The organism is Peribacillus sp. Aquil_B1 (assembly GCF_022603275.1).
GTDB lineage: Bacteria > Bacillota > Bacilli > Bacillales > DSM-1321 > Peribacillus.
This window is the reverse complement of the sequence record NZ_JAKXEE010000005.1, coordinates 64,838-87,158: the sequence shown is the minus strand read 5'-3', so window position 1 is coordinate 87,158 and position 22,321 is coordinate 64,838. Positions and strand designations below refer to the sequence as shown.

Genomic DNA, 22,321 nt, shown 5'->3' with positions numbered 1-22,321 from the left:
AAATCTATAGTTATATCTCCGAAAATAAAAATATATCGGCGAAATCTACAGTTATACGTTTGAAATGAAAAAGGACTGATTTTTTACTCAGTCCTTTTTCAATATAAGCTCTACATAAATCGGTGCAGATCGATTAAATGAGAAACATCGCGACTATTGTAGTGACTGCCAAACCAATGGTTACCGGTAGCAGATTCCGGCGGGCGAGTTCAAAGGGACTGACGTTACATATGGCAGCTGCTGGTATCAGTGCCCATGGAATCAGAGTACCTCCGCCAACCCAAATCGCGGTTATTTGCCCGAGTGCGGTCAAGGTTGCGGTTCCGCTTCCGATTGCCGTGCCAAAGAGTTTAGCGACAGATCCCGCTAAAGAAATGCCTGAGAAGCCCGATCCATCCAAGCCGGTGATGGCACCGATGCCGGTTAATGTGACGGCGGCTATTTCTTTCGTTAAAGGAACGGAGGCCGCCAATGCGGCACCGAGGTCATTGACGATGCCGAGGGATGTTTTAGGTAAGTAGTCACCGATGATCTGATTGAATCCAGAATCACCTAAATAGAAGAATGCGGCGATCGGAATGACTGGTCCGAATACTTTGAAGCCAAATTGAAAACCCTGGATCAAATAGGCCGTTGATTTTTCAAGCCCTTGCTGCTTATGTGCGACAAGGGATAAAATCAGCAAAATGAAAACCGCTGTACCGCCAACCAACGCGGTGGCATCTCCGCCTTGCAACTTCAAAATCGACAATGCCACAACATCCAACAGAAAGGCGATCGGAATGAAGACGGCAAAAAATTTCTTTTGTCCCAGTGTAAGCAGATTTTCACTCATTGTTTGATCTTGGACAAATCCCACATTATCCGCCTTGATTCTTCCAAGCTTCATATCCCGCTTTAAAAGGATAAAGGCGGAGAGGGTGGTGACAACCCCCATTGTAATGACAAGGGGTATGCTCGCAGCGATGACATCACCGACTGGTATCGAAGCCGCATCACCCGTAAGTTTAGGGGCAGCCTGAATGATGAAATCCCCTGATAATGCGATTCCATGACCAAAAAGGTTCATCGCCATCGCCACACCAAGTGCAGGTAAACCAGCCCGTAAGGCAACTGGGAGCAGGACTGCACCAAGTAAGGCAACGGCAGGTGATGGCCAGAAAAACCAGGATATCACCATCATGACGATGCCGATTACCCAAAAGGCGAGTGTAGGGTTCTTAATGAATTTCGCAAATGGTGCAATCATGACATCATTAATGCCTGACTTCGTTAAAACCGTACTCATGGCAACGATGATGGAAATGATTAATATCGTGGACATTAATTCCGTGATTGCGAAAATGAAGCTGTTGAATATGCCGCTTATGGAAGAGGCTAAACTGCCTGTAGCCACTAAAGCCAAAAGGAAAATGCCAATTATGCAGATGAGGGTAGTATCACGACGTTTTACCATAAACCCGATTATCAATGCAATAAAAACAACATAAATCCAATGGAGTGCCGTTAATTCCATCTCCATGATCCGTCCCCCTCATAAATGTGCCTAGTTACAGATTATGAGGGGGGTATGGGGTGGTGAGTTGTTTCAAAAATTTTAAAGGCTTATCTTATTTTCAACTTATGATGTGAATATCGAATATAATAGGAGAATACTGGGTGTATTTTTTCTTTTGCTTAACGCTTAGTTGAAATAGAGGAATGTTGTATAAGATAATTCTACTGAATCAGCTATCGTCCGTGTAAAGTAAGACAATATTGGTGGATTACATTCGGATTGATATAGCCATGATAGGCGGTTCACTTGGTACACTGCTTTTTTTTTCAACCAGTCGGTTTTCAGGATGAATGGTTCAAAAATACAATCAATTCGTTTAATTGAATTTTGAAGGCATCAGCATTAGAAATGATTAAACGAGCATATAAGGAAGGCATTTACGTCCAAATAAGTGCTGGTTATCGTTCCATGGAAGAACAATCTGCACTATACGGTCAGGGTCGTTTTTATAGTTACAAAGGAGAGGATTATAGCAATCTAGCTAAGCCAGAAGTGATAGATACTAAGCCGGGACATTCTTTTCATAACTTTGGACTAGCTGTTGTTTTTTTCATTTAACCGAAGATGGAAAAACAGCATTATGGACAGTAAATACAAAATGGAGAAGTATAGCTACAATTGGGAAAGAACTCGGATTTTAATTGGGGTGGAGATTGGTCAGGTTTTAAAGATTATCCTCACTTGGAGATGACAGGTGGACTATCTTATTCACAGTTACAAGCAGGTTAAAAACCTACTGTTACCTTGAAATTTAAGCCAGGTTCTGAAGCTATGCCCGCTAAAAATGGTAGCTTCCGAGGTTACTAAGGCACCATCCAAGAACAAAGGAGTTAGCATTGTCGTTTCCATTCAAAAGACATTGAATAACCGTTATGGATTTAATCAAATTGTTGATGGCATTCCAGGCCCTAAAACTAAATCAGCCCTTATCAAAGCTTTACGAATAAAACTTAATGTGCAATTCAAAAAAAGCTTATTATGGATGGTAAATGACTAAGTCTGCAATCGAGACGGTACAAAAAGGGGCAAAAGGCAATCTTACATGGATTCTACATGCTGCACTTTATTTAGAAGGATATAATACTGGAAAACTAGATTTTTGACTTCTGAAACTTATATAACGCCAACTCAGTATCTTTACCTATTTACTTATAAAAGAATAAATACAAAAACATAAAATCATTATAAGCGCTAAAAAAAGTATTACGCCTATTAAAAAATCAACAGTTATAAAAGTTGCCGATACATTTAAAAGCGCAATTAAAGTAAAAATATTAATCTTCTCTTTAGTTTTTTAAAAAAATAAAAAAATTAAAGATAAAAAGAATAAGGAACTTGCTAAATAAAATATTGAATCATATTCTAAGTTATCACGATGTGTTAATAAAACAATCGAGTATAGAAACTATAAGTGCCACAATACTTATTACTTTTTTCATAATCCACTCTCCTTTTGTGGAAGTTTAATATCAAAGCATTCACTGGAAACCTCTTAGCATAGTGTAGGTGCGATTGTTGATGTGGCAGTAGTTACCAATAATAAAAGCCCATAAAGGGCTTTTATTATTGGATTTTATTACATTTTTACTATTCTATAAGTTTTATAACCCGTAATAGCATTAAAACTTCTTTCTAAATAATCACTTGTGTGTCCAGAAAGTTTAAGATTATCAGAAGATTTTGAATAAACCCACATTCCATGTGAATAGCGATCAGCACCAGATTTTTTAAATTGAATTACATCTCCAGCTTTAGCATTACTTATAATTGAACTTTTACTTGTACTACTGTATCCTTTTTGAGATCTTGTTAGATGAGAATACATATCTGTTACCACTGTCCAAGAAGCACTTCTACCTTTTCCACCTTTAGGTAAGCTCTTTATATACCAGTATTTATTATCAGAAACCAATTTGGAAGTACTATTAGAAACAACCATTCTTTTTCCACCTGCATTTAAAATTTGAGAGACAAAGTTTGTACAATCATTACTATATTTAGGATAGGAAGGGTTATAGTTCTTATAATATTTTTTCGCATACGCTCTGGCATCAGCTATATTTATTGTGCTAGTTGCGAGAGTTGTCATTCCTGTTTTACTTTTTAATTCTGCTGTTGCCTCTTCCACATCAATTTCTTTCTTCATTTCTCCTAAAGTAGTATTATCAATCGAATTCATACTTTCAATGGTTGCTTGTTCTAAACCGGTTAGTGAAGTACTATTTCGATGTTCTGAAAAATAAAGCGAGGAATTGTTTTCTTGTTCTACTTCTTCTACAGATAATCTATGAAGATATTCGGCAAAATAAGCAGTGATTAATTCGTAATCATCTCTAGATGCTAAAAAAGTATCCGCATCACTATCCATTTGTTCATTCACATATTTAGTAAATTCTTCTGATCCAATTATAAATGAATAACCTTGTGATTTTAAGTATTCCATTACAGTGTTCTCAATTTCTCCAAAAGTATAATCATCTCTTGATTTTTCGGCAGCTGAAACCCCGTTTACATAAAATAAACTTCCAAAAGCTAATGATATAAAGAAAAAACCTAAAATAAAAATTTTTTTCATAATTCTCCCCCTTAATTCAATACAGAGTCTATTATAACTTAATTAATATGAAAAAAAAGGTTATTTTGTATTAATTTGTAAAAAAGGGTAATTAAAAAGGAGGAAATGGCCACTATCTAAAAGATAGTGGCCATAAAGAAAAGCATATTTAGTTTCTCGTTTCCTTTACCCATTTTTCAACCTTCTTCTGCAGTTCTGCTTTTAAATCACTAGCATCTCCTGTATCTTTCAGTGCCTTTTTTGAATATTTGCTAGGAAACATATTCTTAACCGACTCTTTGTATTCAGACCCGTCTGTTGGTTCTTTATATTCTTTTACTATAAATTCATTGTCTTCTTTTGCTAATTTAATAAGTGCAGGATATGAATGTCCAGACTGTATTTCAGTCCCAGTTGACTTATTGTATCCTTCATATAATGCAAATAAGTAGATGCTAATCAAACCGTTTTTTTCATCTGCACCATATATTTTATGTGCTTCAAATTGCTTATCTGTTTGAGATAGAGCATCTTTATTGTGTTCCATTATAGTATTTGAGATGACTTGATCCATTTCTTTAGTAATCGTTACCTCGTTACTGGCTTTACTACTCGTATTAGAACATCCTATAAGTAGTATAGAAAAAGTTAAAAAAACGCTCATAGTTATTAAATTCTTATTAAATAGAAATCTCAATTGAAAGCCTCCTAATATCCTTATGTATTTCCAATCTATTTACAATTAATTATAACATTATTTTACACAAAATATAATAATTTGAAATGCTTATTTTTAGGGAGAGGTTGGGAGTATATTACCAATTAACCTTACTAATAATACTTTTAATTGTAGTTAATTATAGAAACTATGTTTTCCTTCTAATTTGCTCAAGTCTATATAATTCCATTAATCAGCTGGGGGTTTATCCTCGAAAGACAGTAAGACTTCGGATTTATTTTTCTAAAACGTTATAAAAATTTGCATGTTAGTAAATGATAACCGTCAATAGAATACTAACAGCAAAAAGTAATCCACTCTTAACTAAAGCCTATACTAGAACAATTAATCTGATAATACCTGCACCTGCAAATAATAAATAATATCGTCAACCAATAATAATAATGCCACTTAAAGCATCATCTAGCTGAACATATGCAAGAAAGAGGAATTTCTCGAGTACTAGTGTTTAATGTAGTAACAAAAGGTAGCTTATTACCACTACTGAAAACAGCAAGACCTAAATCAAGGTGGGAGTAGGGATAAAATGAAATCTAGGTTACATATGATGAAGAAGCAAAGTTAGCATATTTATATCCTTTACCTTCATCAGTAAAGGATAAGATAGTGTCTACTATTGAATTAGAAGTAAATGAATATTTAGAGTTAGATATTGATGAAGTTGGTAGGATAATAGGGATAGAGTTCTTTCGCCCAGTAATATCAAAGTTGTCTAAAAAAGCTGGAAGTACGAAATTTTATAAGAAAAATGGAGAGAAATTTTCATTCCGCTTAACTGAAAAGGATATAAAAAGTAAGTTTAACTTTAAAGGAATTGACTTTTGTTTTGCGGACAATGATTTTCAAGAATTTGTGGGCTTTGATGTAGTTGATATAAAGAAGTACAACGGGGAATCTTTGAAATTCATTACAGAATGATTCTAAAAGACAATAAATATTGAAGCTTAATTCTGATAGAAAAATTCCTTTTCTTAATTGAAAGGAGCTATTTTCATTTTTAAAGGTAAATTAAATAATAGACAAACCATGGGGAATTTTAAGGCTTATCTTCTTTATTTTCAACAATACTTCAAGTATCCTTAGTTTGAGTAGCAACTACTGTAAATGAGGGATAAGCCGTGAAGCAAATATATAGTGATGTCATACAATTTCGGGGTACACATTATGAGTTTGGATACATGCAAGGGGAGGAATTAAAAGATTCATTAACGGTAAAAAATCGTGAAGATCAGTGGAAGATCAGACAGCCTCGGTTTACGGTTGAAGAAGAAGAGGTCAAGAAAGCCATTACACAATTCGCCCCTGGAGTTTGGGAAGAATTACTTGGATTGCAAGAAGCGCTGAAATGGCCAATGGACCGCGTGCTGCAAGAGTTTGGTGGATACCGATTGGATTATGTTCGGTCCGGCTGTTCCATCATGACAGGCGATGATTATCTCATTCGCAATTATGATTACCACCCGAAGACCTATGAAGGACGCTATGTCTTATTCCAGCCAACCGATCAAGGGTATTCAAGCATCGGCCCTAGTCAGCGAGGGACTGGCCGGATGGATGGAATGAATGAAAAAGGTTTGGTGATAGGCTATAACTTCATGAATCGCAAGAATCCTGGTGATGGTTTCATTTGCTGCATGATTGGAAGACTGATTGTTGAATCTTGTGCGAACGTTCAGGAAGCGGTCGCGATGTTGAAGGAAATCCCGCATCGTCATTCTTTCACTTACGTCGTCTATGATAAAAGCGGAAGTACCTATATTGTGGAAACCTCCCCGAGAAGTGTAGAGGTGCGTACGTCAAATGCCTGTACAAATCACTTTGAAATCATGAAAAATGAAAACCGTAACCATCTTATCGATTCAAAACGCCGATTGGAGATCATCCAAGATCAGGAAGGGAAACTTTCATCTGCATACGATGCTTATAGGTTGTTTAATGATACCAATCAAGGTGTCTTCTCGGATTTGTATAGCAGCTGGGCAGGAACGATCCATACATCCGCATATTTACCTAATGAGATGAAAGCTTGGATTGCCTTGGGAGGGAACCAGGAGCCGACTTCCATAGATTTTGCAAAATGGCTCGAAGGGGAAGATGTTGAGTTAAAACGAATCAAAGGTGTAATTGATACGGATATTCCCTTCGTGCATATGGATGAGGGAGCGAATTGGTTTCGGAATTGAACGTTTGAAGTGATGAATCTGAACCTTACTTTCTTAAAAGGCCCAATCCTTTGGGCTTCTTTTGTTGTTCTATTTTTAGGGAAATCTGGTACTATTTATTAGTGGGTGTCACCGTAATATAATATGATAGAGTAACAGATTTTGGATTTGGGACAAGAAGTTGGATTTGTGTGCCGTACTTGTACAATGAATAAGGGGATGTGCGAATGTTTTCGACAGCTATTGGTTGGTTTCGATTTATTACAATAATTGAGGGAATCTCATATGTTTTATTGCTTGCCATTGGTATGCCCTTTAAGTACATATTGGATATTGGGGAAGCAACACTCATTTTAGGCAGCATCCATGGTTTCTTATTTGTCGTATTTGGGCTTTTATTACTTTATGTGAGCATCATATCAAAATGGTCCTTTTTAAAAATGGCGATGATTTTCATCGTTTCATTCATTCCATTCGGTAATTTTGTAATCGATCGCAGGCTTCTGAAGCAAAGTTAAATACTTTTACTTTAAAAAAATCCATAAAAAACGTCTTCCTATATAAATGGCAGGCGTTTTTTTTATGGATTTAAGCTTGCTGTAAGGTTGGCACAAAGATGCTGTAAGAATGGGCATGTAAAGTATAAGTATCAACAATACTGAAGAGGTGAAACAAATGGAACCATTATTAAAAGTGGAAAATATAAAAAAAACATATGGTAAATCAAGCGCTGCCTACACAGCGTTGGAAAATATATCTTTTGACATTCATGAAGGGGAGTTTGTAGGGATCATGGGACCTTCAGGAGCAGGGAAATCGACGTTGCTCAATTTGTTGGCAACCATTGATTCGCCGACTGAAGGGGAAATTTTCATGAACGATACGAGCATTCACGAAATGAAAGGGGCTGACTTAACGGACTTCAGACGTGATAATCTTGGTTTCATCTTCCAGGATTACAATTTGCTAGACTCACTGACTGTGAAGGAAAATATATTATTGCCGCTGGCGATTGCAAAAGTTCCAGCGAAAGAAATTACTTACTTGGTGAATCGTATTGCTAAAGTATTTGGGATTGAAGGTTTATTAGCTAAATATCCATACCAAATCTCCGGTGGGCAAAAGCAAAGAACAGCTGCAGCCAGAGCGCTTGTGACAGAGCCGGCGTTGATCCTGGCTGATGAGCCAACAGGTGCACTTGATTCAAAATCAGCAACAGGTCTGCTGGAAAGCTTAAGTGAACTAAATGAAAATAATAATTCCACCATCATGCTGGTGACACATGATGCATATGCCGCAAGCTTCTGCCGACGGATCATTTTCATCAAGGATGGGACGCTTTCAACAGAAATTTATCGTCGTGGCCAATCACGTAAAGCTTTCTTCCAAGAAATTATGGATGTCCTTGCAACAATTGGAGGTGAGGTAGATGACGTTATTTAGTCTGGCGAGAAAGAATATTGCTCGAAACCTCTCCCAATATTTTTTATATATTGCATCCATGGTATTTAGCATTATCATCTATTTTACATTTGTAACGTTAAAATATAGCGACACAGTTGCAGAACAAACGGCTTCATCACAGAAATTGGATTCATTAATGAGTGGTGCCGCAGTTATCCTAATTTTCTTCGTTGCCATTTTTATTGCCTATTCCAATTCATTCTTTATGAAAAAGCGTAAAAAAGAAGTGGCATTATATGCATTGCTTGGCGTACGCAATCGTCAGATTGGTTTTATGCTTTTCTTTGAAAACCTATTGCTAGGTTTGGTTTCATTGGTTGTGGGAATTTTACTTGGATTTCTTTGTTCAAAAGGGTTCATGACGGTTTTGATCTATTTAATGGGCTATGATGTCATCGCACCATTTACATTTTCGGGATCTGCAGCTTTGAACACCTCTATCGTATTTCTGATTATTTTCTTGGTGACATCTTTCCAGGGCTATCGTTTAATTTATCAATTTAAACTAATCGATCTCTTCCATGCATCGAAAAAAGGAGAGGCAGCTCCGAAGCCATCGATGACTGTAGCCTTTCTGGGAGTTTCCCTGATTGTCATGGGTTATTGGTTGGCGATGCAAGATCTTTTTACTTCTAAAGTGTGGGAAAAGGTCGGCTTTTTAATGACGGCACTCATCATTTTGACAACGGTTATTGTCGGTACGTTTTTATTGTTTCATAGCGTGACAGGCTTTGTGTTGGCCGTGATTAAGAAAAATGAAAAATGGCTTTGGAAAGGCCTGCATCTGATGACGATCTCGCAACTGCTATATCGTATACGGGGTAATGCACGGACATTAACCGTAATTGCAGTGTTAAGTGCTACAACGGTAACGGCTGGCGGTGCGGTTTATGGCCTTTATTATAACGCGAATGACCAAGTTATGACCATTGATCCGAACACTTTCATGTATCAGCAAACTGATTCAAAAAGCGATCAGCAAGTCAGCGCTGTATTGCCAGATACAAAGTATGATGAAAATGTCGAAGCACTATCAGTCACATTTAATACGAAAGAACTTAGCAAGGGATCCGCATTCGATAGCTCTGATAAAAGGATTTACACGATAATCGATGAAAGAACATATAACAAATTAGCTGAAGTACAAGGTAAGGAAGCATTGCATGTGAATAATGGCAAAGCAGTCATTTTGGATATTGGATTTGACAAAAGATTCTCACCTGAATACAAGGACAAGACGATCAGGACAGAAAACAACACAGCGATAACATTTCAAAGCTTTAAAACACAAACCGTTTTAAATGCCAAAACAGCAGGCATTGCAGTGGTCGTATCGAATGATCAATTTACATCATTGCAAAAAGAAGGGGAAGCCCTAAACTATCGTGTTATCGGAGTTGATCAAGCTTCCACTGATTTATCGAGGGAAATTGCAGAACAATTGCCTGAAGAAGCGCTATTTTCCAGTGCCCCTCAAGATTTTCAAACAAGCATTGAAGGTGTAGGCTCATTGCTCTTTATCGGAAGTTTTCTTGGTCTTGTTTTTTTAGCGGCAACAGGCAGTATCATTTACTTTAAAGTTTTGACGGAAGCTGAGGAAGATAAATCACAATACAATATGCTTCATAAAATGGGCGTTAACGCAAAAGAAATGCGGAAATCCATTGCATCACAAGTGTTTGTAATCTTTTTCGTTCCACTGGCAGTGGGGTTATTGCACAGTGCGGTGGCTTTAAAAGCCTTCTCGGGCTTATTGATGATGGACCTAGAAAAACCTGTGTTGATCTGGATGATCGCTTATACGGTTATTTACGGTCTGTATTATATCTTAACGGTAGCGTCCTATAATCGTATTATCACACAAAATAATAAAACAGAAGGATGATCGAGATGAAGAAATTTATTATGGTAGTTGGCATTTTGTTTATACTGGGAGCGGCAGGGATCTTCGCGCTTACTAAAATAGACTTTAACCGCATGAATGCCGCTAATTATTATTTGCAAATTACAGAGGATGGGGTACAACATGAAACCAAACTGGATGATGGTACAGTGATGACTTACTATTCTTATATGCTGGACGCCAAAAATGAAGCTGGTGAAACGATACCTCTTGAATTCACGGCACAAAAAAATCTTCGGAAAGATGCTTACTTGAAGATGTACGTGAAAAATGGTGATGAGGTTTCGTCATATGATGAAGTGAAATTTGAGGATATCCCAAAAAAGGCACGAACAAAATAACTGAAAGAAGGGCTGTCTGTAAATTATGGACAGCCCTTTAAATAATTATAAAAGTATCGTAATTGTGGTTCCCTTATTTTCAACGCTAGTCAAATCAAGTTTACCTTTATGAGCCAGAATGATGTCCCTTGCAATGGCCATTCCTAAACCGGTCCCATGTGTACTGGCAGTATTCGTACCTCGATAGTAGCGTTCAAATACCTGTTCCAAGTCTTTGTCGGGAATACCGCGGCCATTATCGGCAATGGTGATTTTGGTATGAAGTTCCGATTGTGGACCAATATCATCAATTTGTATTTTCACGACGACATTTTCATCATTGTGCACGAGTGCATTGTAGATAAAGTTAAAAATCGCCCGTTTCAGTAATTTTTTATCCACTTTATGTGTTGCTTTTTCCACATTTGCCTCAAATTCTACCTGTCGATCACCAAATTGTGAATCATTTAAAAGCTCAATCGTCATTTCTCTTATAAACCCAACGATATCAACATCTTCAAATTGCAAAGGAAGTCGTTGGTTGCGCAAACGCATCGTTAAATTGAGATCATCCAACAAATCTTTCATATATACGGACTGTCTATTAATAATGGATGTAAACTCATACAATTCTTGTGGTGTTAATTCATTGTCTTTCATCAATTCTGTATACCCATGGATGGAGGCAAGTGGTGTCTTCATGTCATGGGAAACATTGCTAATCCATTCCTCACGCATTTGGTCGAGTTGATCTCGTTCTTTTTCATACTGATCTAACTTTACCGATAGTTCATTCATATTGTGAAATACATCTTCATAAACGCCTTTTGGTATACTCATCTTTTTAAAGCGCCGCTCCCGAAGCTGCTGAATTCCATCTATTAAAGTATTCAGCGGACTTGTTAATTTTTTTCCAAATAATAATCCGATGATTAATGCGATAATGATATCCACGATTAAAAATAGCACTAGTAAGATGTTAAAGTTTTTAAAAACTTTTTCATAATCATAGGTTATTACATAGCGGCCAATTTTCTGTTCTTTAACTCCTATAAAATAGCTGAAATCATGGGCTTTGCCGATAAAGACAGTCGTCTCTGCATCAATTTCCTTATACTTATACATTTGGACGATTTCAACAGGAGAATATACGGTTGGCAATGTTCGAGGTGTAAAAAAGGCTGCAACTTGCTCACCGTTATGATTCAAAAATTGTATCCAGGCGTTATTGTTCCGCAGTTTTTCCAGCCCTTCTTCATTTACGGCTGGTTTGTCATCTATTATTTCTACATATTGTGAAAATGTTCTGCTAAAGTTTTCTGCATTTACATCTTCTGCCTCAAAATTATGCATGGCTCGATAAAAGAGTAAACATAAAAGTAAAATTGTATTTACGATTCCTACGATTACAACAATTGTCACAACGGATCCTAAAAAGCGCCGTGTCAATTTCCACTTCATCTTGTTTCACCCTTGGTTTGTAATTTATATCCAAGTCCTTTAACGGTTATTAAAAAAGAAGGATTTGAAGGATCTGCTTCGATTTTTTCGCGTAAACGGCGAATATGAACCATAACTGTATTATCAGAGCCAAAGTAATCATCGGCCCACACATGTTCAAATAAAGTTTCCTTGCTCAAAATCTGATTTGGGTGATGCATAAAACAGCTCATCAGTCCGATTTCTTTAGCTGTGAGCTCTAGCGCTTTGCCATCCTTTTTCACTTCATTTTCATTTGCACTAAGCTCAAAAGGACCAACTTGAAATTTTTTCGGAGCAGCTTTTTCCTCTGAAAAGCCCGCACGCCTCAGCTGCGCCTTTACCCGATATGCAACTTCCTTCGGACTGAATGGCTTGGTAATATAATCATCCCCGCCAATCGCCAACCCTAAAAGCTTATCAATTTCCTCATCCTTTGCCGACAAAAATAAAATGGGCACATTCGACACTTCACGAATTTGCTTGCATAAATCATAGCCCTCACCATCTGGCAGCATAATATCCAGCAAGACCAGTGATGGATCGAACTTCTGAAACTTTGCCCATCCTTCCGCAATCGTCCCCGCCGTAACAATATTCGGGATCCCTTCTTTATGTAAAACCGTCTCCATGAGACGTGCCAAATCTTCTTCATCGTCAATAATTAAAATCCACTGGTCATTAGACATTCTTTTACCTCCTAAACATCAATCATACCCTACAGTATAGAGTACCCCTTAACAAAAAATAAGGGGAGGGAAAGTTTTTTAACGACCTCATCCATTATTTTCACGAAAGTGCCATTACATGAAAAATTAATGTTGAGATCAGGAAACCTGTTGTCTGTTCTGTATTTAGTTAAGGTGGTTTGGGTAAGAAGATTGTGCTTCATACTGATTTGGTAAAGGTTGTATGATAAACTGTTTAAAGTATTGTTAGGAAGATTATGCTAAGTAATATGATTCAGGAGTTCATTGCCGTATGCAGCGAATGTGGAAGAGTAAAAGGAGAAAAAAATAATGGAAACAAAAAAGGTGTTACCCGTTCTTTTTTTAGTGATGTTTTTAGTCATGGTCGGATTTGGGATCATCATTCCCGTCATTCCGTTTCTTGCAGAAAAGGTTGGTGGCAGTCCTACTGAACTTGGACTTTTAATGGCTGTTTATTCATTAATGCAATTATTTTTTGCCCCGGTGTGGGGGCGTATATCTGACCGGATAGGACGTAAGCCTGTCATGATGATCGGAATTGCTGGCTTGGCTCTTTCGTTTTTTATCACGGCTTCGGCAGATTCCTTATGGGTATTATTTGTAGCAAGGATCATTGGCGGGATTTTGTCATCGGCAAACATGCCGACCGCAATGGCGTATGTGGCTGATATCACGACGCCGGAAGATCGGGGAAAAGGGATGGGAATCATCGGTGCCGCTACAGGGCTTGGATTCATCTTTGGACCGGCGATTGGCGGGGTATTCTCCAAATCAAGTTTGAATTTACCGTTTTACATTGCTGGAATATCCTCTTTGATTACTTTATTCTTAGTGATTGCGTTACTCAAGGAATCACATACAGTTGAAAAGAGGGCCCAACAGTCAATAAATAAAGAGTCCATGTGGAAAGCCTTTAAAGGGCCTCTTAAAACCATGTTCTTTCTGCAATTGATCGTCACCCTTTCAATGGCAGGACTCGAAACGACTTTTGCCTATTTTGCAGCCAAAAAGGCTGATATAAGCCTTGTCCAATTAGGCTATATCTTTATGATCATGGGTTTTGGCAGTGCGATCGTTCAAGGTGGATTAGTGGGTAGGATGACAAAGAAATATGGGGAAGGCGCGGTCATCCGAATGGGAATCATCGTATCGGCAGTTGGTTTCATCCTCATCTTGTTTTCTTCCGGTTTTTGGACATCGGCGGTCTTCCTGACGATTTTCGGAGTGGGTAATGGGTTCATCCGGCCGGCAATTTCGGCACTGCTGACCAAAAGTTCCATGACGGGCCATGGCAGTGTCACTGGACTGCTATCTTCCTTCGACTCGTTCGGCAGGATTGCAGGTCCTCCGATAGGCGGTTGGTTATTTTCAATTTCGATTGATTTACCATTTATATCGGGTGCGATCCTTTCCGTTTTTGCTTTGCTTCTTTTTCAGTTATACCATGCACGGACACAGACTAAACAGGTCCAAGCAACTCATTAATTTTATGGTGGTCAAAAAACCCCCCATTTCTAAAAATGGGGGGGCTGTGAACGGTGCTTGAATAGCACCGTTTTTTATTGAATCATATTGAGGAATTTACGTGTGCGCGCTTCTTTAGGATTTGTGAAAATCTGCTCGGGTGTTCCTCGCTCCATTATTTTTCCTTCATCCATGAAAATGACTTCGTCGGCGACTTCACGGGCGAAACGCATTTCATGGGTTACCACGATCATTGTCATGCCTTCTTCTTTCGCTAGGTCTTTCATGACCTGTAACACGTCTCCAACTAGTTCGGGATCTAAAGCGGAAGTGGGTTCATCGAATAGCATGACCTTTGGCTCCATGGCCAGGGCCCTTGCAATTCCGACCCGTTGCTGCTGTCCGCCGGATAATTGAAAGGGATAAAAATCGATTTTTTCACCTAAGCCGACTTTTGTAAGCAGGGCAGCAGCCGTTTCCTTCGCTTGCTGCTTGGCTATTTTTTTTACAATGATGGGGCCTTCCATTACATTTTCCAATGCTGTTTTGTGGGGGAAGAGGTTATAGCTTTGGAAAACCATCCCTGTCAAACTGCGAAAAGAAGTAATCGAATTTTTTCTAACGGTTTTTTTGAAGTCCATTACCGTTTCATCGATTTCAATCGTCCCGTCCGTTGGTACCTCAAGGAGATTCAAACACCGAAGAAAGGTTGTTTTACCTGAACCCGAAGGACCGATCAATACAATGACTTTACCTTGCTCCACTTCCAAATCGATGCCCTTTAATACTTCAAGGTCACCAAACGATTTATGAAGATTCTTAATGTTGATCATTTTAAAATCTCCTTTAACTACTGCGGTTCTTATTTTGCTACATAACGATTAAGTCTGTCCTCTAAGCTTCCTTGAATGAAAGATAGAATGGTGCACAAAATCCAATATAAAGCAGCTGCTTCTATGTAAAGTAGTAGAAATTCATAGTTTTTTGCAGCGATTTCTTGAGCTTTACGGAATAATTCCGTTACAAGAATGAGTGAGGCAAGCGATGTATCTTTTAAAAGGCTAATGAACGTATTGGATAATGGGGGAATGGATACCCGCGCAGCTTGAGGCAAAATGATGCGCTTTAAAGCTTGGGTATATGTCATCCCAATCGAATAGCCTGCTTCCCATTGCCCTTTTGGTATGGATAAAATGGCTGCTCGTATAATTTCCGAAGCATATGCTCCTACATTTAAAGAGAATCCTATAATAGCCGATATGAAAGGATCGATGGTTACACCTAAATTTGGAAGTCCATAGAAAATGATAAATAATTGCACAAGTAAAGGTGTCCCGCGGATGATTGACACATATACACGCGCAATTATTTGAAGAATCCTTATGGAAGATAATCTAGCCAATGCTGTGAGTACAGCAAGAATAAGGCCGAGAACGAATGTGATCAATGTTAGTGGAATCGTATATTGAATAGCTCCCTCTATCATAGGATAGAGGGAGGTTTGAGCGATGGAAACAAGCTGGTTCATACGCTCGGGGTCAGCGAAAATATTACTTAGGAGAAACATCTTCACCAAACCATTTATCCGAGATTTTCGCGTACGTGCCGTCGTCTTTCATTGCCTTAAGTGCTTTGTTTACTTCTTCCACTAATTTGCCGCTGTCTTTTCTGAACATTAAACCACTTGCGACTCCGCTTTCTTCCTCATCAGCCACTTTGATAGGTGCATCTGGGTGTTGCTTTTTATAATCAAGATACGATAATTTGTCATTGATCGTGGCATCTACACGTTTAGAGCCAATAAGCTGTACGGATTGAGAAAATCCTTCAATGCCTGTAACTTCAGCACCATGTGATTTGGCTAGATCATTGTAATTACTCGTTAAAGATTGTGCAGAGGTCTTGCCTTTCAAATCATCGAAGGATTTAATATCCGTATTATCCTTGTGTACTAGTAATACCGCTCCTGATTGAATATATGGGTCAGAGAAATCATATTTTTTTTGACGGTCTTCATCGATGCCCACTTGGTTTGCGATCATATCAAAACGTTTTGCATCCAAGCCTGCAAACATGCCGTCCCATTGTGTTTCCTTGAATTCAGCTTTCACTCCAAGGCGTTTTGCCACTTCTTTAGCAATTTCAACATCAAACCCCGTTAGTTTATCTGAATCATCGTGGAATGTGAAAGGAGGATATGTACCTTCAGTTCCAACAGTTAATACGCCATCTTTTTTGACTTTATCATATAGACTTTCTTGAGATGAAGATTTATTGTCGGTATCGTTTGCCTCATTTTTGGTATTGGTACCACAAGCAGTAAGTACGACCGTGAAAGCTAACAATAGCGATAAAAGTGCAACCATTTTTTTCATTTGGGTAAACCTCCTAGTAATCTGATAGGGATTGATACTCTGTGATACTATACAAGAAAAGGAAAAAAGTCAATGAAAATAACTTATAACTTAGTGTTAATGAAACTTGGTGAATTATACGGTTTTTCACGCATTGAAGTGAAAATAAAACTAAAAGAAAGGTGTATCGTTATCCAGGGAATGAACTGAATCGATATCCATTCTAAGGAGACAAAAAGCCCCTTATCCACGTCATCTATTAGCTAAGTGGAAGAGGGGCTTTTTGGACTGTACAGAACTTTAATTTAACGTTTTTTATGATTTTTATCCTCTACACTGACGAAGATAGGGTTCGAATAGAACCAAAGGTCTTTATAGTTACGTTTGTTTATTTCCAAAAAGCGTGTTTCGTTATCCTCGATTTCAGTCTTTGCATCGATCAGCGGTTCACCGTTCATCGTTTCTCCAGGGACATTTTCCCCTAGATTCGTGCCACGCAAACGGAAATATTGATCCTTATTTGCTTTGACTTTGTAAGTGATGGTATGAAAACCATCGCGATCGGTTTTCCAGTCTTTACTTGTAAAGCGTTTAACCACTTTTGTCGTATCATTGGTGGCTTTATTATAAGCAGGTGTTCCAGGTTCTGCTTTCCCGGTTACTTCCCCGGAAATTAAATCCACGTGATCCACCTTGACCGGGTCCCCGTTATTGTTCTTTTGGGGGCTCTTAAATCGGATGGTGATCTTGACCATCTGTCCTTCCTTCACTTTAAGATCCCCGCCCATACCTGCCTTGTTGTTTCCTTTTTTAGCATGGAAATCAAGGGCGTCGATCAAGTCACCAAAAACGGAGAAGGATTGCCCTGATCGCATGCCATCAAGGACGGATTGCATCGATGAACCATTTACCCATGTATAATTTTTGGAATATTCACCTGGCCAGTAGCCGCTAGAATATAGGCGGTTTTCACTGATTTCAAAATGGGAGTCCGAATTGGAAAAGTTCCAGAACTTACGACCTTCCCCAAGAAGCGCATCCCATGCACCTCCTACCTTAGCGAGCATGTAATCGGAACCGCCATAGGTACGGTTTTCCGGTGTTATCAGATTTAAACCGCCTCTATCCGGCTCCATCTGATTACCTGGCATACCTTCAAATCCGAACATGACATCCGGGGCTATATTGTTGAAGTCGCGAAAATCAGATATGTTGTACACCCTTTTTCTTGACGGGTGGTTCAATATGGCATAACTTGTATTCTTATAATTTTTCTCGAGCCATGCCAATGCTGTTCGAGCATCCTCAGATGTCTTATTGGCTCTTTGATCCTGTGCTTTCCAGACGGCTACATCATCAGGATCAAACATCTTTTCATTCTGGTTGGTGAACAGATATTCGAACTGATTGCCAGCTTTCAGACTTTTCGGAGCGCCCGGCTGGTCTCCCAGAATGCCTATGCCGACATGCTCGTATGTGGGCATATCCCATTCGAAGCCAGAAAAGATGACTTTATTTTTAAATTTGCCCTCTTTTTGCAGTTGCTCCATTTTCGGGGTTTGATATAGTATGATTCCCTGAGATAGCGGTATCGGCCCGCCTGGAATCAAATTTCCCTCAGCATCCCTTGAAGACATCCTCAAGTGGTCAGAAATTCCCATCCAATCCATACCATACTTATCAAATGCTTTATTTAGCAAGCTCTCAAGGCTCTGTGATCCCTCGGCGTCATCGGACTGAGCGGTATGGGCATGATATTCCCCCTTCATCCATCTGCCTCCCTGATTTGTCTGATTGTCTGCTGCATCTTTTGCAGCAACCGCGGCTGGAAGACCCTGAAAGAGGATGGCCATGCTTAGAACCGATACTGTGAAAGTCCTGAATTTGTTAATCATTTTACCGACACCCTCCATATATTGAAATAATGTTGAACAAGCTCATTTTATTGTGAAAATATTAAGGGCCCGTTTGGGGGGAGTATGGATTTTGTAAATTAAATGACCGGTTTGCTTCCAAAATATGTTACAGGGAGGTGACAGCCGTTTGGAAGTTGAGGGGGAGGGGCATGAAACAAAAAAGGCTGTAGAGAAAGTTTTCTTTCTCTACAGCCTGCGACAACTATATTACTTAGCTTCGAGTAGATTGATATGATTTACAGTTTGATCTTCACCGACAATGAATTGCAGTTCATAATTCCCTGTCTTGTAAATGTAGTTGATTTCATTCGTACTGGAAATATGGCGTATTTCGTCAGCACTGCCGAGTTGTTTTCCTAAAACTTTAGGAGTGATGCTTCCTAGGTTATGGTCACGTTCTACATTTGTCCCAAAATATCGGATTTGTGAGATGGTATTGTCATCGTTATAGGCAAATGCAAATCCTGGATGCCCCATTTCTGCATGGTAATAGTCAAAACTCTCATCTGTGTTACCTTGCTCAGGGGGAGGACCAAATGCCTCATATACTTCTTTTTGGGTGTTTTCATTAATTTTCAAACCCACGGCAGTATAAGGCATTTCCCCTGAAAAAGCTTTGTTGTAGATTTCATGTAAGGTGGTAAGAGCGTGTTCCTTAGCTATGCCAGAAGCGGAATCCATTGTGGATGCAGCCCCAACCGGTTCTGTTGGAAACGATGCACCTGCCCCTAAAAGAGAGCCTGTTAGAATAACGGCGCTAACCATTCTGGCCGCTGGTTTTTTAGATAACATTTCTTATCCCTCCTATATCATTACTTTTCCACAATTTTCTTACATGAAACATTTACTTGGTGATCGATTGGGATGTTTGGATATGGTCGAGCATCAAGAACAGTTCATAGTCTTTCATTTTGTGACCGCTATACTATTATTTAAAGAATATATAACAAAGATGATAGATTTGATTATGGTTGAGCTGTCTTTGAACTCAGGTTATAGGTCAATAAGGGATGTTTCATGCCTCCGAAAAAATAAAAAAGGTGCTTCACCGTGATGAAACACCTTTTGAAAATGATGCAGTTAATCCCAAACGCTAATTCTAGGAGCTCCAGCAGTTCTTAAGTAGTCCAATAATTGACCAGTATGTACAGACTCATGATAAGCGATCCTTAGCAACATATCTCCTAAATCCCTGATATACCCAATATCGGAGCGATCAATTTTAATAGTGGATAAGTCGTCCTCACTGAAGGATATGATTGTTTCCAAAAACTCACGCCTGTAAGGTTCCGCAAACGTTAATTCGGCTTCGACAGAGATAAGCGGCTGTTTTTCAAATGGTGATTCATAAACGGATAAGCTGCCTTGATTTTTAATGGATAAATGATAGTAATGCTCACTATCAAGGACATGTCTAACCATTTCTAAACAGCTCATTGCCTTGTCGTCTGGCTTCCAATGCAGTGTGCTTTTAGGTATTGAAGTCCATAGTTTAATGTTTCTTCTTCTAACCTCTTCCAGATTCAAGATGATAAGTTCTATCGATTTCATAAAGATCCCCCTTTTTGCAGGTATACATTTACTATACACGAATGAAAGGTGGAAATAATGGGATTCATTTGAAAAAAAAGAAAATTCAATGAACTATTTGAGGTAGTGAATTTATTGCTTATTCTTACTATTATTTATTAGAGTACAAGGAAAATGCCTATGAATTCGTGCAGAATTTACAGGCGATTTCATTCCCTAGTTTTGTATGGATGTATTTTCACAACTATCTTCTTGATTACGTAAAGAGGGGACAGGTGGCACTTGTTATGTTTATATAAAGGATTGAATTAGAATGTCATCTTGATAAGTTAAAATTGGTTTAAAGCCAAGGTCTTTAAATTTTTGCAATGCATCAGGGTTATTTTTGTTTACCAAACCGGACACTGCAAGGAACCCTTTTTCTCTCGCATGAGCTACTAATTTCGGTAAAAGGGATTGCAGAATTCCCTTTCCTCTATATTTCTTGTCAAGGACAACATAATTAACATGAGCGACTTTATATAAATAAAGATTATAACAAAGAAATCCCATTACTTTACCTTTATCATTACAAATCACAAGTACCTTATGGGACCTTTGCAAAATTTCATGTACTGTATCAGACGAAACCCGAAAATTACTTACCGTAATATCCGTTAAAGTCTTGATATCTTTTTTAGGTTTCCAGTCTCGAAAATACATCATAACTTCTCCTTTTTCTCTATTAAACCAAAATGCGGAAATCATATTATTGTTTATTAATATGGAAACCCTTTAGAATATTCCAAAGGGTTTCCATGTTAATCTCAAAAAAGAAATCTCTTAACTCCTTTTGATTTTCTTGATTGAAATAGGTTCCTTGATTGAAGTACCTCTATTATTGTTTAATAAAATTTTTAAAATCCTTCTCAATTCAGACCTAACACTGCTATTTCCATTTTCGGAATTGCCATTACCTGAACCGCCATTATTGGATTCACCAGTTCTTCTTAGTTTTTTGCTTGACACTGCAATCATCCCTTTGCTTTTATAAATTTTCACATTACTAATTTATGTGTCATATTCCTTTTTGATTGGACAAGTTTACCATTTGTTGCATTGTTATGTATTCGTGATACCTATTAATGTAATAAGATGGTATAATTGTGAAATAATTCACAAAAAGGCCAAACTGGTTTAATTGACCTAGTCACTTATAAAAGAAAGCGGGTTGGATATATGCTGAAGAAAGTGGTTTTAGCTGGCGGGACTGGTTTTGTCGGTCAATACTTTGAAAAGCATTTCAGGAATTTGGGATATGAGGTAAGGATCATCTCCAGAAAAACTCCGCATATTGGCTGGGGAGATATAGAAGGAATAAGGGAAACGATCGATCATTCGGATATGTTAATCAACCTAGCAGGAAAAACGGTCAATTGCCGCTACAATGCCAAGAATAAGAAAGAAATATTGGATTCACGAACCGATACGACTGAAGTGCTAGGTAAGGTGATGGAACAATGTGGAAATCCTCCTTCATTATGGATAAACTCAAGTACTGCAACGATATACAGGCATGCTGAGGATAAACCGATGACAGAGGAGGATGGTGTAATCGGATCAGGCTTTTCCGTAGATGTAGCGAAAGCGTGGGAGAGCTCATTTTTCGATTTCCGATTACCAAAGACGAGACAAATTGCTTTACGGATCGCCATTGTATTGGGAGATGGGGGAGTGATGACCCCATATAGGAACTTGGTTAAATTCGGACTGGGAGGTCATCAAGGATCAGGAAATCAGAAATTCAGTTGGATACATATAGAAGATTTATTTAACATTGTTCTTTTTCTAAGAAAGAATCAGGATTTGAGCGGGGTATTCAATTGTTCATCACCCAATCCAGTTACAAATCGTGAATGGATGGCTCATTTGAGAAAGCTCATGAATATTAGGATAGGACTGCCCTGTCCAACACCCATGCTTGAAATGGGGGCTTTCTTTATGGGTACCGAAACGGAATTGATATTAAAAAGCCGGTGGGTCATACCTGAGAGATTGGAAAAGGCGGGGTATGCATGTAAATTCCCTCATCTTGATGACGCTCTGGAACAGATACTGATGAGTTCTTAAAATACTAGAGATGGATTGCTATAATGATAGATAGAAATCATTAATGGAGGGGAATTGTA

The 22,321-nt window shown here is 38.4% G+C and carries 22 protein-coding genes and 1 pseudogene; 10 read left to right on the top strand and 13 right to left on the bottom strand.

What is annotated here, in order from left to right; translation table 11 throughout:
- Window positions 1-133: 133 nt before the first annotated feature.
- Window positions 134-1,522, bottom strand: coding sequence for a hypothetical protein (locus MPH60_RS24255; RefSeq protein ID WP_241593427.1), 1,389 nt, complete (start codon window positions 1,520-1,522; stop codon window positions 134-136).
- A 384-nt stretch (window positions 1,523-1,906) separates the two neighbouring features.
- Between MPH60_RS24255 and MPH60_RS24250 the strand changes: the two genes are divergently transcribed.
- Complete coding sequence (locus tag MPH60_RS24250) at window positions 1,907-2,116, top strand: D-alanyl-D-alanine carboxypeptidase family protein (protein ID WP_241593429.1); 210 nt, start codon at window positions 1,907-1,909, stop codon at window positions 2,114-2,116.
- Between the two features lie 60 nt (window positions 2,117-2,176).
- A complete protein-coding gene (locus MPH60_RS28040; RefSeq protein WP_241593432.1) occupies window positions 2,177-2,287 on the top strand; it encodes a M15 family metallopeptidase in 111 nt (36 codons plus the stop codon).
- 847 nt (window positions 2,288-3,134) lie between these two features.
- On the opposite strand, the gene MPH60_RS24245 is transcribed toward MPH60_RS28040, so the two are convergent.
- On the bottom strand, window positions 3,135-4,133 hold the full coding sequence (locus MPH60_RS24245) for an amidase domain-containing protein (protein WP_241593435.1): 999 nt from the start codon (window positions 4,131-4,133) through the stop codon (window positions 3,135-3,137).
- Between the two features lie 148 nt (window positions 4,134-4,281).
- Complete coding sequence (locus MPH60_RS24240; RefSeq protein ID WP_241593437.1) at window positions 4,282-4,809, bottom strand: hypothetical protein; 528 nt, start codon at window positions 4,807-4,809, stop codon at window positions 4,282-4,284.
- A 591-nt stretch (window positions 4,810-5,400) separates the two neighbouring features.
- Here MPH60_RS24240 and MPH60_RS24235 point away from each other — a divergent pair.
- From MPH60_RS24235 to MPH60_RS24210, 6 genes and pseudogenes are all read left to right on the top strand, one after another.
- Window positions 5,401-5,769, top strand: a pseudogene (locus MPH60_RS24235) (DUF2283 domain-containing protein); the annotation flags it as partial.
- A 200-nt stretch (window positions 5,770-5,969) separates the two neighbouring features.
- Window positions 5,970-7,034, top strand: a complete 1,065-nt coding sequence (locus tag MPH60_RS24230) for a C45 family autoproteolytic acyltransferase/hydolase (protein ID WP_241593438.1) — start codon at window positions 5,970-5,972, stop codon at window positions 7,032-7,034.
- A 206-nt stretch (window positions 7,035-7,240) separates the two neighbouring features.
- Window positions 7,241-7,531, top strand: coding sequence for a DUF3817 domain-containing protein (locus tag MPH60_RS24225; protein ID WP_241593440.1), 291 nt, complete (start codon window positions 7,241-7,243; stop codon window positions 7,529-7,531).
- A 157-nt stretch (window positions 7,532-7,688) separates the two neighbouring features.
- A complete protein-coding gene (locus MPH60_RS24220) occupies window positions 7,689-8,456 on the top strand; it encodes an ABC transporter ATP-binding protein (protein ID WP_241593442.1) in 768 nt (255 codons plus the stop codon).
- Window positions 8,443-10,362, top strand: coding sequence for an ABC transporter permease (locus MPH60_RS24215; RefSeq protein ID WP_241593444.1), 1,920 nt, complete (start codon window positions 8,443-8,445; stop codon window positions 10,360-10,362). The genes MPH60_RS24220 and MPH60_RS24215 overlap by 14 nt, the downstream gene beginning before the upstream one ends.
- 5 nt (window positions 10,363-10,367) lie before the next feature.
- A complete protein-coding gene (locus MPH60_RS24210) occupies window positions 10,368-10,721 on the top strand; it encodes a YxeA family protein (RefSeq protein WP_241593446.1) in 354 nt (117 codons plus the stop codon).
- Window positions 10,722-10,766: 45 nt separating this feature from the next.
- Here the strand turns inward: MPH60_RS24210 and MPH60_RS24205 are convergent, their stop codons facing one another.
- Both MPH60_RS24205 and MPH60_RS24200 read right to left on the bottom strand, forming a co-directional pair.
- Window positions 10,767-12,161, bottom strand: a complete 1,395-nt coding sequence (locus tag MPH60_RS24205) for a sensor histidine kinase (protein WP_241593447.1) — start codon at window positions 12,159-12,161, stop codon at window positions 10,767-10,769.
- Window positions 12,158-12,868: a response regulator transcription factor gene (locus MPH60_RS24200; RefSeq protein WP_241593449.1), complete on the bottom strand. Its 711-nt coding sequence runs from the start codon at window positions 12,866-12,868 to the stop codon at window positions 12,158-12,160. Before MPH60_RS24200 ends, MPH60_RS24205 begins: the two co-directional genes overlap by 4 nt.
- 330 nt (window positions 12,869-13,198) lie before the next feature.
- On the opposite strand from MPH60_RS24200, the gene MPH60_RS24195 reads away from it, so the two are divergent.
- Window positions 13,199-14,374 (top strand): MFS transporter, encoded by a 1,176-nt coding sequence (locus MPH60_RS24195; RefSeq protein ID WP_241593452.1) that lies wholly within the window; start codon window positions 13,199-13,201, stop codon window positions 14,372-14,374.
- Between the two features lie 74 nt (window positions 14,375-14,448).
- Here MPH60_RS24195 and MPH60_RS24190 read toward each other — a convergent pair whose 3' ends face one another.
- The 8 genes from MPH60_RS24190 to MPH60_RS24155 form a co-directional block, all read right to left on the bottom strand.
- Window positions 14,449-15,186 carry an amino acid ABC transporter ATP-binding protein gene (locus MPH60_RS24190; RefSeq protein ID WP_241593454.1) on the bottom strand — a complete coding sequence of 246 codons (738 nt, stop codon included), beginning with the start codon at window positions 15,184-15,186 and terminating at the stop codon, window positions 14,449-14,451.
- Window positions 15,187-15,215: 29 nt separating this feature from the next.
- The gene (locus MPH60_RS24185) at window positions 15,216-15,920 is read right to left on the bottom strand and encodes an amino acid ABC transporter permease (protein WP_241593560.1); all 705 of its coding nucleotides are present in this window, start codon (window positions 15,918-15,920) and stop codon (window positions 15,216-15,218) included.
- Window positions 15,904-16,728 (bottom strand): amino acid ABC transporter substrate-binding protein, encoded by an 825-nt coding sequence (locus MPH60_RS24180; RefSeq protein WP_191929777.1) that lies wholly within the window; start codon window positions 16,726-16,728, stop codon window positions 15,904-15,906. Before MPH60_RS24180 ends, MPH60_RS24185 begins: the two co-directional genes overlap by 17 nt.
- A gap of 284 nt (window positions 16,729-17,012) precedes the next feature.
- On the bottom strand, window positions 17,013-18,602 hold the full coding sequence (locus MPH60_RS24175) for an S-layer protein (RefSeq protein ID WP_241593455.1): 1,590 nt from the start codon (window positions 18,600-18,602) through the stop codon (window positions 17,013-17,015).
- 228 nt (window positions 18,603-18,830) lie between these two features.
- Window positions 18,831-19,415 (bottom strand): YjgB family protein, encoded by a 585-nt coding sequence (locus tag MPH60_RS24170; RefSeq protein WP_241593457.1) that lies wholly within the window; start codon window positions 19,413-19,415, stop codon window positions 18,831-18,833.
- Between the two features lie 288 nt (window positions 19,416-19,703).
- A complete protein-coding gene (locus tag MPH60_RS24165) occupies window positions 19,704-20,174 on the bottom strand; it encodes a DinB family protein (protein WP_241593459.1) in 471 nt (156 codons plus the stop codon).
- A gap of 270 nt (window positions 20,175-20,444) precedes the next feature.
- On the bottom strand, window positions 20,445-20,858 hold the full coding sequence (locus MPH60_RS24160) for a GNAT family N-acetyltransferase (RefSeq protein ID WP_241615871.1): 414 nt from the start codon (window positions 20,856-20,858) through the stop codon (window positions 20,445-20,447).
- A gap of 117 nt (window positions 20,859-20,975) precedes the next feature.
- Window positions 20,976-21,161: a hypothetical protein gene (locus tag MPH60_RS24155; RefSeq protein ID WP_241593462.1), complete on the bottom strand. Its 186-nt coding sequence runs from the start codon at window positions 21,159-21,161 to the stop codon at window positions 20,976-20,978.
- A gap of 210 nt (window positions 21,162-21,371) precedes the next feature.
- On the opposite strand from MPH60_RS24155, the gene MPH60_RS24150 reads away from it, so the two are divergent.
- On the top strand, window positions 21,372-22,262 hold the full coding sequence (locus MPH60_RS24150) for a TIGR01777 family oxidoreductase (RefSeq protein WP_241593464.1): 891 nt from the start codon (window positions 21,372-21,374) through the stop codon (window positions 22,260-22,262).
- The last annotated feature ends 59 nt before the right edge of the window (window positions 22,263-22,321 follow it).